General features: G+C 67.7%; 10 protein-coding genes and 1 tRNA gene. 6 read left to right on the top strand and 5 right to left on the bottom strand.

Annotated features, from left to right (window positions below; genetic code table 11):
• The first annotated feature begins 247 nt into the window (after window positions 1-247).
• The 6 genes from BLW44_RS05580 (at window position 248) to BLW44_RS05605 (ending at window position 7,204) form a co-directional block, all read left to right on the top strand.
• Window positions 248-1,531, top strand: a complete 1,284-nt coding sequence (locus BLW44_RS05580) for an aspartate kinase (protein ID WP_056376285.1) — start codon at window positions 248-250, stop codon at window positions 1,529-1,531.
• A 139-nt stretch (window positions 1,532-1,670) separates the two neighbouring features.
• Window positions 1,671-2,741: an aspartate-semialdehyde dehydrogenase gene (locus tag BLW44_RS05585; protein ID WP_060926699.1), complete on the top strand. Its 1,071-nt coding sequence runs from the start codon at window positions 1,671-1,673 to the stop codon at window positions 2,739-2,741.
• Window positions 2,742-2,824: 83 nt separating this feature from the next.
• Complete coding sequence (locus BLW44_RS05590; RefSeq protein ID WP_060926700.1) at window positions 2,825-4,297, top strand: malate:quinone oxidoreductase; 1,473 nt, start codon at window positions 2,825-2,827, stop codon at window positions 4,295-4,297.
• A gap of 6 nt (window positions 4,298-4,303) precedes the next feature.
• Window positions 4,304-4,957 (top strand): thymidine kinase, encoded by a 654-nt coding sequence (locus BLW44_RS05595; protein ID WP_060926701.1) that lies wholly within the window; start codon window positions 4,304-4,306, stop codon window positions 4,955-4,957.
• 253 nt (window positions 4,958-5,210) lie between these two features.
• On the top strand, window positions 5,211-5,933 hold the full coding sequence (locus BLW44_RS05600; protein WP_060926702.1) for a FadR/GntR family transcriptional regulator: 723 nt from the start codon (window positions 5,211-5,213) through the stop codon (window positions 5,931-5,933).
• 11 nt (window positions 5,934-5,944) lie between these two features.
• Entirely contained in the window at window positions 5,945-7,204 is a 1,260-nt protein-coding gene (locus BLW44_RS05605) for an alpha-hydroxy acid oxidase (protein WP_060926703.1), read from the top strand.
• Window positions 7,205-7,283: 79 nt separating this feature from the next.
• On the opposite strand, the gene BLW44_RS05610 is transcribed toward BLW44_RS05605, so the two are convergent.
• From BLW44_RS05610 to BLW44_RS05630, 5 genes are all read right to left on the bottom strand, one after another.
• Window positions 7,284-8,039 (bottom strand): HAD-IIB family hydrolase, encoded by a 756-nt coding sequence (locus tag BLW44_RS05610; protein WP_060926704.1) that lies wholly within the window; start codon window positions 8,037-8,039, stop codon window positions 7,284-7,286.
• Window positions 8,036-8,512 carry a VanZ family protein gene (locus BLW44_RS05615; protein ID WP_139305242.1) on the bottom strand — a complete coding sequence of 159 codons (477 nt, stop codon included), beginning with the start codon at window positions 8,510-8,512 and terminating at the stop codon, window positions 8,036-8,038. The genes BLW44_RS05610 and BLW44_RS05615 overlap by 4 nt, the downstream gene beginning before the upstream one ends.
• 65 nt (window positions 8,513-8,577) lie before the next feature.
• Window positions 8,578-8,654, bottom strand: a tRNA-Pro gene (locus BLW44_RS05620).
• A 53-nt stretch (window positions 8,655-8,707) separates the two neighbouring features.
• On the bottom strand, window positions 8,708-9,643 hold the full coding sequence (locus BLW44_RS05625) for a metallophosphoesterase (protein ID WP_060926706.1): 936 nt from the start codon (window positions 9,641-9,643) through the stop codon (window positions 8,708-8,710).
• Window positions 9,640-12,201 carry a penicillin-binding protein gene (locus BLW44_RS05630; protein WP_060926707.1) on the bottom strand — a complete coding sequence of 854 codons (2,562 nt, stop codon included), beginning with the start codon at window positions 12,199-12,201 and terminating at the stop codon, window positions 9,640-9,642. The genes BLW44_RS05625 and BLW44_RS05630 overlap by 4 nt, the downstream gene beginning before the upstream one ends.
• Between the last annotated feature and the right edge of the window lie 2 nt (window positions 12,202-12,203).

Consider the following 12,203-nt stretch of genomic DNA (forward strand, 5'->3'; position numbering starts at 1 on the left):
CTGTTCCAGACCCCCCGTTCTGCGGGCACAACTTCGGATGCCGCGGGCGGCGCGCCGCCGCATCCTGCAGTCCTCCGGCGTGTCTGCCGCCGTCTCCGAAACTGTGCCCAGGGCGGACGCCGCCGCGCACGCCATCACCAGGACGCCGGCCGCCGCCGACAGGAGGGGCGTCACATGCGACGCAGGGCATATGCGCCGATCGTAGAATGAGCGTGGGCGGATCCGCCCGACATCCCAGGGAGTGATCGTGGCCCTCATCGTGCAGAAGTACGGCGGCTCGTCCGTCGCCGACGCAGAGAGCATCAAGCGCGTCGCCAAGCGCATCGTCGACACGCGTCGTGCAGGTCACGATGTCGTGGTCGCCGTGAGCGCGATGGGCGACACCACCGACGAGCTGCTCGACCTCGCGAACGAGGTCGCGCCGATCCCGGCTCCGCGCGAGCTCGACATGCTGCTGTCCAGCGGCGAGCGGATCTCGATGGCGCTCCTGGCCATGGCGATCCACTCGATGGGCTTCGAGGCACGCTCGTTCACCGGCAGCCAGGCCGGCATGATCACCGACTCCCAGCACGGCGCCGCTCGCATCGTCGATGTCACTCCCGTGCGACTGCGCGAGGCGCTCGACGAGGGCGCGATCGTCATCGTCGCCGGATTCCAGGGGTTCAACCGCGATACCCGCGACATCACGACGCTCGGCCGCGGCGGCTCGGACACGACCGCCGTCGCCCTGGCGGCAGCACTGGATGCCGATGTCTGCGAGATCTACAGCGACGTCGACGGGATCTTCACCGCGGACCCGCGCGTCATCCCCAAGGCGCAGAAGCTCGACCACATCGGCAGCGAGGAGATGCTCGAGCTCGCCGCCAACGGAGCCAAGGTGCTCTACATCCGCGCCGTCGAGTATGCACGCCGACACGGCGTCCTGATCCACGCCCGGTCGACCTTCTCGTCGTCCGAGGGCACATACGTTCTGGGCGAGGGCATGAAGAACCCTCGCGAAGCCGAGGGAGCAGCAGCCATGGAAGAACCCATCGTCGCCGGTGTCGCCACCGATTTCGGCCAGGCCAAGATCACGGTCGCGGGCGTCCCCGACGTCCCCGGCAAGGCGGCCGAGATCTTCAAGATCGTCGCCAAGTCCGGCGCGAACGTCGACATGATCGTCCAGAACGTGTCGGCGACGGGACGCACCGACATCTCGTTCACGGTTCCCAAGGCGGATTCGGCAGCAGCGCTCAAGGCGCTCGCCGGTGAGCAGACCGAGGTCGGCTTCCAGAACCTCGTGCACGACGACCAGATCGGCAAGCTCTCGGTCGTGGGTGCCGGAATGCGCACGCACTCAGGAGTCTCGGCGGTGCTGTTCGAGGCGCTGTCCGCCGGCGGCATCAACATCGAGATGATCTCGACGTCCGAGATCCGCATCTCGGTCGTGCTGCGCGACACCGACCTGGCCGAGGCCGCACGCACCGTGCACACCGCGTACGGCCTCGACGGGGACGCCGAGGCGACCGTCCACGCCGGCACCGGTCGCTGACCCACCGCGGGCGAGTCTTGACCCTCGCACGGCACGGTAGACTCACCGAAACCCTGACATCGGCGCCAGGCGCGGCATCCGCATCCCGACGTCGCGCCTGAAGCCTCGACTGCTGCACTGCACGACGCCAAGGAACATCATGACCCGCATCTCCGACTCAGGACTCTCCGTCGCCATCGTGGGCGCCACCGGCCAGGTGGGCACCGTGATGCGCGAGATTCTCGCCGAGCGGTCCTTCCCGATCCGGGACCTGCGACTGTTCTCATCGTCGCGCTCCGCCGGGACCGCGATCGAGTTCGCCGGTGCGACGGTCATCGTCGAGGACGTCGAGACCGCTGACGCGTCGGGAATCGACATCGCACTCTTCTCCGCCGGCGCGACCGCGAGCCGTGCGTACGCGCCGCGCTTCGCCGAGGCGGGAGCCGTCGTCGTCGACAACTCCAGCGCCTGGCGCAACGACCCCGAGGTTCCGCTGGTCGTCAGCGAGGTCAACCCGCACGCGATCGACGACCGCCCGCGGGGGATCATCGCCAACCCGAACTGCACGACGATGGCCGCGATGCCGGTGCTGAAGGCACTGGATGCCGAGGCAGGCCTCGAGCGCCTGATCGTCTCGACCTACCAGGCCGTCTCGGGCTCCGGCCTCGCCGGCGCTCAGGAGCTCCTCGGCCAGGTCGAGGGCGTGCTGGCGCAGGGCGACACCCTCCGCCTGGTGCACGACGGGTCGTCGATCGACTTCCCCGAGCCCGAGAAGTACGTCGCACCGATCGCCTTCGACGTCATCCCGTTCGCCGGGAACCTCGTCGACGACGGACAGAACGAGACCGACGAGGAGAAGAAGCTCCGCAACGAGAGCCGCAAGATCCTCGAGCTCCCCGATCTGCGTGTCGCAGGCACGTGCGTGCGCGTGCCCGTCTTCACCGGCCACTCCCTCTCGATCAACGTCGAGTTCGCCAACGACATCACCCCTCAGCGTGCGGCCGAGGTGCTGGCAGCCGCACCGGGCGTCGTCCTCGACGAGGTGCCTACCCCGCTCCAGGCCGCCGGCAAGGACCCGAGTTTCGTCGGCCGCATCCGTGCCGACCAGTCCGCTCCTGAGAACAAGGGGCTCGTGCTGTTCATCAGCAACGACAACCTTCGCAAGGGCGCGGCGCTCAACGCCGTGCAGATCGCGGAGATTCTCGCCGAGCGTCTGGCCGTCATAGCCTGAGAGCATCCCCGCGATACCGAACCGGTCTGGCTGAGGAGGCCCGTCTGGTCAGTGGCGCCGCGACCTCGAACTAGACTGTCCTGGTGACCGAAACCGTCGATGTCGTCTTGATCGGTGGTGGCATCATGAGCGCCACCCTGGGTACCCTGCTGCACGAGCTGCAGCCGGATTGGAAGATCGTCGCGTTCGAGCGACTCTCCGATGTGGCGCAGGAGTCGTCCAACCCCTGGAACAACGCGGGCACCGGTCACGCGGCGCTCTGCGAGCTGAACTACATGCCGCAGCAGAAGGGCGCTCCGCTCGACCCCGCCAAGGCCGTCTCGATCAACGAGCAGTTCCAGCAGAGCCGTCAGTTCTGGTCGTCACTCGTCGACCGCGGTGTGCTCGATGCGCCGTCGACCTTCATCAACGCGACCCCGCACATGACTTTCGTGCGGGGTGAGAAGGATGTCGCGTACCTCAAGGACCGCTACGAGGTGCTCAAGAAGCAGCCGCTGTTCGCAGGGATCGAGTACAGCGAGGACTCGCGCGTCATCAACAAGTGGGCGCCGCTCCTCATGCAGCAGCGCCGCAAGGGCGAGCCGTTCGCCGCGACCCGCGTGCCCGCGGGCACTGACGTCGACTTCGGTGCGCTCACGCACCAGCTGTTCGATCACCTCACCTCGAGTGGTGTCGCGCTGCGCACGAACCACGAGGTGAAGAGCCTGAAGAAGCAGAAGGACGGCACCTGGCTCATCAACTACCGCACGACCATCGGACGCACGCCGAACCAGATCAAGGCGCGGTTCGTGTTCGTCGGTGCAGGCGGATGGGCGCTCAAGCTGCTGCAGCGTTCCGGCATCCCGGAGATCAAGGGCTACGGCGTCTTCCCGATCGGCGGTCAGTTCCTCAAGACCACGAACCCGAAGGTGGTCGCGCAGCACAAGGCGAAGGTCTACTCGCAGGCATCCGTCGGCGCCCCTCCCATGTCGGTGCCGCACCTCGACACCCGCGTGGTCGACGGAGAGGCCTCGCTGATGTTCGGCCCCTTCGCGACCTTCAGCCCGAAGTTCCTCAAGAACGGATCGATGCTCGACATCGTGTCTCAGGTGCGCACGCACAACCTGTGGCCGATGCTGCGGGTGGCGTTCGCGAACCCCGACCTCATCACCTACCTCGTGGGCGAGCTGCTGAAGAACCACAAGAAGAAGGTCGACAGCCTGCGCACGTTCATGCCGACGGCGAAGGACGAGGACTGGACTCTGATCGATGCGGGCCAGCGCGCCCAGGTCATGAAGAAGGACCCGAAGAAGGGTGGCATCCTGCAGTTCGGGACCGAGGTCGTCTCGGCGGCCGACGGCTCGATCGCAGGGCTCCTCGGCGCCTCGCCGGGAGCATCCACCGCGGTGCCGATCATGCTCGACCTGCTGAAGAAGTGCTTCCCCGAGGAGTACCCGGGCTGGGAGTCCGAGCTGCGAGAGCTCATCCCGACCTTCGGTGAGCAGCTCAACAAGAACCCCGAACTGGCGGCGACGTCGACGGCGTCGACTGCGGCCACCCTCGGCATCAACGAGTAGCGGCCGGTGGCCAAGCTCTACTTCCGCTACGGGGCGATGAACTCCGGCAAGTCGACCTCGCTGCTCCAGGCCGCCTACAACTACGAGGAGCGCGGGCAGCACGTGCTGCTCGCGAAGCCGGCGATCGACACCAAGGGTGCGTCGGAGATCGCGAGTCGGCTCGGCGTGACCCGCGAAGTCGACTTCCTGATCGCTCCTGATGCGGACGCACGAGCGCTGTTCGCCGAGCACCGTGACCGGGTGCGTCGTGCCGCCGAGGAGGAGCTGATCCCCAGCGGACCGGTCGATGTGGCCTGCCTGCTGATCGACGAGGCGCAGTTCCTCACCGCCGCGCAGGTCGATGATCTGTTCCGGATCGCGATCGAAGACGGCATCCCGGTGATGGCCTACGGCATCCGCAATGACTTCCTCACGCATGCCTTCCCCGGTTCGGCGCGTCTGCTCGCGATCGCGCACTCGCTCGAGGAACTCAAGACGATCTGCCGCTGCGGGCGGAAGGCCGTCTTCAACGGTCGGGTCATCGGCGGACGCTTCGTGTTCGACGGCGACCAGGTCGCGATCGATGAGGGCGCGGACGGATCCGCCGCGCCGGAGCTCACCACCTACGAATCGCTGTGCGGCGCGTGCTACCTCGAGGAGTCCGGCGGGCGCCTGGGCTGACCCAGCCCCCCGTCCTGCCCCCAGCGTTCCGGCGTCGTCAGGACGCCGGCCCGTGCACAACTCAGCATCGATCGGCCCGAGGCGGCGATCCTGCTGCTTCCACGGCATGGTGTGGTCGGACTGTGCTGAGAAGTGAACCGCTACCGCTGGTCTTCGACGCTTCGATTGCGTGGTCTGACCACACGCGCTACTGTGGTCAGACCACAGGAAGGCGCCGGGTGGCGCCGCCTATCGCCGACGACGAGGAGAGCGGATGCCCGAGCAGCCCGCGCGCGCCTGGCGTGCCGTCCTCGAGCACATCGAGCGCGACCTGCTCGAGGGGCGAATCGGCCCCGGCGATCGGCTCGCCTCCGAACGTGACCTCGCCGCCGACCTCGGGGTCGGCCGGTCCAGCGTCCGCGAGGCGTTCCGCGTGCTCGAGGTGCTCGGACTGATCCGCACGTCGACCGGCTCCGGGCCGCAGGCGGGCGCCATCGTGATCGCCACTCCGACCGGCGGGATGTCGACGCTCCTGCGGCTCCAGGTCGCCGCGCAGGGCTTCCCGCTCGCCGATGTGGTGCAGACGCGTCTGCTGCTCGAAGACGCGGTCGTGACCGCCCTCGCGGGCCAGAGCGTGCCGGACCTCGCCGCCGCGCACCGGGTCCTCGACGCGATGGATGCCGCGGGCCTGACCTCCGCCGAGTTCCTCGCGCTCGACGCGCAGCTGCACCTGGCTCTCGCGGAGTCCAGCGGCAACACGGTGGTCGCCGCGATCATGGCGGGCCTTCGCACCTCGATCGAGTCCTACGTGCAGGAGGGCGCCTCTGCGATCAGCGACTGGGATGCCATGGCCGAGGTCCTGCGTTCCGAGCACCGCGCCATCATCGACGCCATCACTGCGGGCGAGGCGTCGACCGCCCGCTCCCTCGTGCGCGCGCACATCACCGGCTACTACACCGCGGCGGGACTGACCCGCAGCACCCGACCGATCGACTGAGAGGACACGACATGGTCCAGCGCCAGGTTCCCAACCCGAAAGAGCTGCTCGAGCTGATGAAGTTCAAGAAGCCCGAGCTCGACGGCAGGAAGCGCCGCCTCGACGGCGCCCTGACGATCGACGATCTGCGCACCATCGCGAAGCGTCGCACGCCGAAGGCGGCGTTCGACTACACCGACGGCGCGGCCGAGGGCGAGCTGTCGCTGACCCGCGCACGCCAGGCGTTCCAGGACGTGGAGTTCCACCCCGGCATCCTGCGCCCCGCGCCGACCGTCGACACCTCCGTCGAGATCCTCGGCGGCCCGTCGGCGCTCCCGTTCGGCATCGCGCCCACCGGTTTCACCCGTCTCATGCAGACCGAGGGTGAGGTCGCCGGAGCCGGCGCTGCGGCTGCGGCCGGCATCCCGTTCACCCTGTCGACCCTGGGGACGACGTCGATCGAGGGCGTGAAGGCGGCCAACCCGCACGGGCGCAACTGGTTCCAGCTCTACGTCATGCGCGACCGCGAGATCTCGTACGAGCTCACCCGTCGTGCGGCAGCGGCCGGGTTCGACACCCTGCAGTTCACGGTGGACACCCCCGTCGCCGGCGCTCGACTGCGCGACAAGCGCAACGGGTTCAGCATCCCGCCGCAGCTGACCCTCGGCACGATCGTCAACGCGATCCCGCGCCCGTGGTGGTGGTACGACTTCCTCACGACGCCGAAGCTGGAGTTCGCGTCGTTGAGCACCACCGGCGGCACCGTCGGCGAGCTGCTCGACGCGGCGATGGATCCGACGATCAGCTACGACGACCTCGCCGTCATCCGCGACATCTGGCCGGGCAAGATCGTGATCAAGGGCGTGCAGAACGTCGAGGACTCGGTGCGTCTGCGTGACGCCGGCGTCGACGGCATCGTCCTGTCCAACCACGGTGGGCGCCAGCTGGACCGTGCGCCGATCCCGTTCCACCTGCTCCCCGAGGTCCGTGCGGCCGTGGGGGAGGACTTCACCGTCATGATCGACACCGGCATCATGAACGGCGCCGACATCGTGGCCGCGGTGGCGCTGGGGGCCGACTTCACCCTGATCGGCCGGGCCTACCTGTACGGGCTCATGGCGGGCGGGCGCGCCGGCGTCGACCGCACCATCCAGATCCTGCGCACCGAGATCGAACGGACGATGCGCCTGCTCGGAGTGGCGTCGCTCGCCGAACTGGAGCCGGCGCATGTCACGCAGCTCACGCGGCTCGTTCCGGTGGCGCGCGCGGCTTCCGACGTGGCTGTTCGCTGAGCACGGCTCACCGAGCACGGCTCGCTGAGCGCTGAGCGCTGAGCACTGACGCCCGCCGGTCGAGTGTGACCGGCGGGCGTCAGAGCGTCTCGAGCAGCTCGTCGAGCTTGTCGGCCGTGTCCTCCCAGCCATCCACGGCCACGGAGGGCACGCCGATCGCCAGCACGGGGTAGTCGTTGCCGCCCTCGTCGAGTCGGTCGCCGTAGAAGAGCATGGAGGCGAGGGGGATGCGGGTGTGCTCGGCGAGCTTGCGCATACCGTAGGCCTTGTCGATGCCGGCGAGGGTGATGTCGATCGACGTCGAGCCGCCCGAGCGCACCTCGAGGTCGGGCAGGCGCGCGGCCACCGCATCCCGCAGAGCCTCTCGCTTGGAGCCGCTCGGATCCCAGTCGTGCTTCGCGTCGCGCGGCGCCTTCTGTCCGAGCGCGGAGAAGGTGATCTGCGAGCCGCGGTCCTCGAGGATGTCGCCCCAGGGCTCCGCTTCCCACAGCCCCAGGCGCTCGGCCTCTTCGCGGAGGGCGGTCAGGGCGTCCGCCTTCTGCTGCGCCGAGAGATCGTGCGCGTACAGTGCGGCGAAGTCGGTTCCGTCGTGGCGCAGATAGCGGGTGCCGCACGTCGGGAGCAGGTGCAGCCGCGCAGCTGCGGCGTCATCCATCTCGCCGAGCCGTGCGATGACCTGTGCGCGGAACTGCGTCTCGTTGCCGCCCGAGATGATCGCCACATCGACCTTGGCGAGCAGCGCATGCAGCTGCGCGGCGATCCGAGGATCGATCGGCCCCTTGGACGGGGCGAGGGTGTCGTCGAGATCGAAGGCCACGAGTGCAGGCGAGGTCATGATGCCTCCAGGGTACGGGGCGGAAGCTGGGAGGGATGCGGGGCGAACAGCAGAGTGCCGGTGATCGCGACGAAGACGCCGATCAGTGCCCCTCCCGAGTTCGCGATGACGTCGGTGAGAGTGGCGGCGCGATGCGGAAGCGCCAGGCGCTGGGCGACCTCGATGGCGAGAGACAGGGCGGGGCCGAGCACGATCGCCAGCGGCCACAGCGGGCGTGGCACCAGGATGAACGCGAGGATGCCGATCGGCACGAACACGAGCACGTTGGCGATGATCTCGAGTCGCGTGAAGTCGAGGGACTCCCACCCGAAGCGATGCGCGCCGGACAGCACGAGATCGAGCAGGTTCGGCATCGACTGCTCGACGCGCGCCGGGGTCAGCGTCAGCAGCGCGAGGGCGGCGACGAAGGGGATCGCGATCCCCAGGGCGATGCCGCGGGTGAGACGACGAGGCGGAGGGAACAAGCGGCTCACGCTGTGCCTTTCGCCTCGGTCGTGTACAGAGAAGGCCGCCCGTGAGGGCGGCCTTCCGGTGTTACTGGTCGGGGTGACAGGATTTGAACCTGCGACCTCTTCGTCCCGAACGAAGCGCGCTACCAAGCTGCGCCACACCCCGTTTTGCAACCCTCCGAGTCTACAGCGAAATGGCCGCAGCACCGAATCGAGGGCTCAGTCGCGCGCCGTGAGCGTCAGCAGTGTCGCCTCGGGGCGGCACGCGAAGCGGACCGGCGCATAGATCGAGTGCCCGCAGCCCGCGCTGACGTTGAGCGGAACCGTCCGCTCGTCCTGCGTCCATGTGCTCAGACCCTTGGCCTGCTTGAGCGGGATGTCGCAGTTCGCGACGAGCGCGCCGAATCCGGGCAGGCAGACCTGCCCGCCGTGCGTGTGCCCGCCGAAGATGGCATCCGCGCCGAGCTCGACGAAGCGGTTCATCACGCGCTGGTAGGGGGCGTGCGTGACGCCGAGCACCGACGTTCCGGCATCCTGCGGCCCGAGCGACTGGATCGCGCCGGGAAGGTCCTCGAGCCGATCCCAGTGTCGGTGCGCATCGCTGACACCAAAGAAGTCGACCGGGTTCCCCGCCACGCTCAGACGTGCGGCGCGGTTGTTCAGATCGGTCCAGCCGAGCTCGTCGGTGAAGAACGAATCCATCGCATCGGTGTCGAGGAAGGTCGGCTCGCGATGCCGCTGCGAGGGTCCGGCGAAGTAGCGGATCGGGTTCCGCGGAGCGGGTCCGTTCACGTCGTTCGAGCCGTGCACGAAGACGCCGGGGATGCCGACGAACGGCTCGAACGCTCGGCGGATGCCTTCGAGGCCCTCCCGGTGGCCGAGGTTGTCACCCGTGTTGATGACGAGGTCGGGCTTCAGCTGCGCGAGCGAGGCGAGCCAGTCCTGCTTGCGGTGCTGCCACGGCGCCATGTGCGCATCGGAGACGTGCAGGACGCGAAGGGGAGCGGAGCCGGGCGCCAGAGCGGATGCCGTCGCCTCGCGCACGGTGAACAGGTAGCGCTCGATCCCGATGCCCCAGATGGCGGCCGCAGCACCAGCGGCCCCCACCGCGCCGAGCGCGATGAGGGCCGGGTGCGCCGTCGGGCGTGAGGTCACTTGCAGGCGACCTTGATGGTCGTGCTCTTGTTCGCCGCGCTGTTCGCTGCAGGGGTGGTCGAGGCCACCTTCGCGCCGTTGCCGTTACAGGACCCGTCGAAGTCGATCGAGGTGAACCCCGCGCCGAAGAGGGCGTTCTGCGCCTCGGCCTGAGACTGCCCCGTGATATCCGGAACCGTCGCCCCCTGACCGTTGCTGGGCGACAGGGTGATCGTCGCACCGCTCGGTGCCTTGCCGGCCGGATCCTGCGCCACGACGATGTTGGTCGCCTTGTCGCTGTCGACCGGTGCGCCGACGGTGACCTGGAATCCGGCGCCCTTGAGCGTCGCCGTCGCCTGCTCGACGGTCTGCCCGACCACGTCGGGGACGTCGGTCAGCACCTGACGGATCAGCTTGTTGTCGGGCTCAGGGAAGCGGTCGCCGCCGTAGATGTTGTTCGCTGCGCGCTGCATGTCCTTGGCGACCCAGTAGCGCATCTCGTTCAGGGCGGTGCCGTTCCAGTACTGGTTGAGGATGCTCGCCTGGCCCTCCGAACGGCCCACCCAGACCGCCGTCGTCACCTTCGTGCTCGACTCGATCATCATCGTTCCCCACTTCTCGTGGGTACCGGTCTTGCCGATCACTGGCACGCCGTCATAGTTGTTCGCCTTGGCGCCGGTGCCGCCGTTCATCACGCCCTGTAGCGCGAACGCGGCCGTTGCAGCGACGGCGGGATCGATGACCTGAGTGCACTTCGACTCGGGCACGGGGAGCTCGTTCCCGTCTCCGTCGACAACCCGGTCGATGGACTTCGGCGTGCAGTAGATGCCCTTGTTCGCGACCGTGGCGTACGCGCCGGCCATCGCGAGGGGCGAGATGTACTTGGAACCAAGGATGTCGTAGGGCACGGCAGGGTCGTCGGTCGTCTTCTTTCCGGAGGCGAGGGTGACGCCCATACGGTCCGCGACCTTGTTGATGTCGCACAGGTCGAGTTTCTCGGCCATAGCGAGGTACCCGCTGTTGAGGGAGTCCGCGGTGAACCGCATCACCGACCCCGTGTAGCCGCCGGCGCGATTGAAGTTGTCGATCTTGGTCGTGTTGATGATCGGGTCGTCACCGCACTTGAAATTCCTGAACACGCGGTTGCTCGCATTCAGCGTTTCGCGGACCGAGTGCCCCTTCTCGAGCCAGTCGATCAGGGTGAAGAGTTTGTAGGTCGATCCCACCGAGAAGCCGTTCGATCCACCGTGCGCCTTGTCGGTCGCGAAGACCAGCGCAGAGTAAGCCTGATCGCCGGTCACCGTCTCGCTGAACGTGGTGTTCTGCGTGATCGCGAGAACACGTCCGGTGCCGGTCTCGAGCGAAACACCCGCGGCACCGAAGTACTGGTTGTCGTATCCAGCAGGAACCAGATTCGCCATGCTCTCGGCGGCCGCGGTCTGGATGTCGATGTTCATCGTCGTGTAGATCTTCAGGCCGCCCTGACGCAGCAGATCCTTGCGGGCCGTCTCATCCGCACCGAAGGCGGGATCGGTCAGCACGACCGACTTCACGTACTCGCAGAAGTAGGCGCTGCGCGCCACGTTGCCGGCCGAGACGCAGCCCTGGGTGGGCTGGGTGATCGCAGGGGTGATGGGGGAGGCATCCGCTTCGTCGTACTGGGCCTGGGTGATCTTGCCGAGCGTGAGCATGCGCTGCAGCACGTAGTGCCGGCGCTCGAGGGTCATCGCATAGCCGTCGTCGGCGGTGTTGTGGGCGACGCCGTCCTTGTCCGTCCACGTCCCCGCGGGCTTGTCGATGCGGTACAGGTTCGGGTTCTGCACCATGCCGGCGATCGTGGCCGCCTGAGCGGCCGTGAGCTTCGCGGCCGTGGTGGAGAAGTAGTAGTTCGCGGCCGACTCGATGCCGTACACCGTGCCGCCGAAGTTGGCGATGTTGAGGTACCCGAGGAGGATGTCGTTCTTCGAGTACTCCTTCTCGATCTGCAGCGCGTACCGCATCTCCTGCAGCTTGCGCTCGATGCCCTCGGCACCCTTCGCGTTCGTGGCGTCCAGCCAGCACTGCTGCAGGTCGTCGGCGTAGGTGCCGGATGCGGGATCCGCCTCCTGCTCGCACTCCTGGATCAGCACGTTCTTGACGTACTGCTGCGTGATCGTCGACGCGCCTCGATCGTCGGTGCCGCGCAGGTTGTCGACCAGAGCCTTCGCCGTCGCGCCGACGTTGATGCCGCCGTGGCTGAAGTAGTCCTTGTCCTCACTCGAGAGGATCGCGTCGTAGACGACCGGGTTGATCTGGTCGTAGGTGACGGGGATGCGATTCTGCTCGTAGAAAGATGCCAGCTCGACCGGCTTCTTGTCTGCGTTCATCGCATAGATCGTCGACTGCTCCATCGGCCGGTTCACCTGGAGGTTGGCGGGGAGCTTGTCGAAGATCGTGAGAGCTTGCGACCCGGCGATGCCGGTCATGGCGAGGACCGGGGTGACGCTGGCCGCGACGAGGAGGCCAGCGACGGCGCTCAGCCCGACGAGTCCGAGGACTCCGCCGAGCGCACCTTTCACCGTGCGATTCTTTTGAGGCATAC

The sequence above is a fragment of the Microbacterium hydrocarbonoxydans genome (assembly GCF_900105205.1).
Classification (GTDB): domain Bacteria; phylum Actinomycetota; class Actinomycetes; order Actinomycetales; family Microbacteriaceae; genus Microbacterium; species Microbacterium hydrocarbonoxydans.

What these genes read in the sequence shown, in the direction of transcription:
- BLW44_RS05585 (WP_060926699.1), top strand. Translation starts at nt 1,671, where the DNA reads ATGACCCGCATCTCCGACTCAGGACTCTCCGTCGCCATCGTGGGCGCC.
- BLW44_RS05600 (WP_060926702.1), top strand. Translation starts at nt 5,211, where the DNA reads ATGCCCGAGCAGCCCGCGCGCGCCTGGCGTGCCGTCCTCGAGCACATC.
- BLW44_RS05605 (WP_060926703.1), top strand. Translation starts at nt 5,945, where the DNA reads ATGGTCCAGCGCCAGGTTCCCAACCCGAAAGAGCTGCTCGAGCTGATG.
- BLW44_RS05610 (WP_060926704.1), bottom strand. Translation starts at nt 8,039, where the DNA reads ATGACCTCGCCTGCACTCGTGGCCTTCGATCTCGACGACACCCTCGCC.
- BLW44_RS05630 (WP_060926707.1), bottom strand. Translation starts at nt 12,201, where the DNA reads ATGCCTCAAAAGAATCGCACGGTGAAAGGTGCGCTCGGCGGAGTCCTC.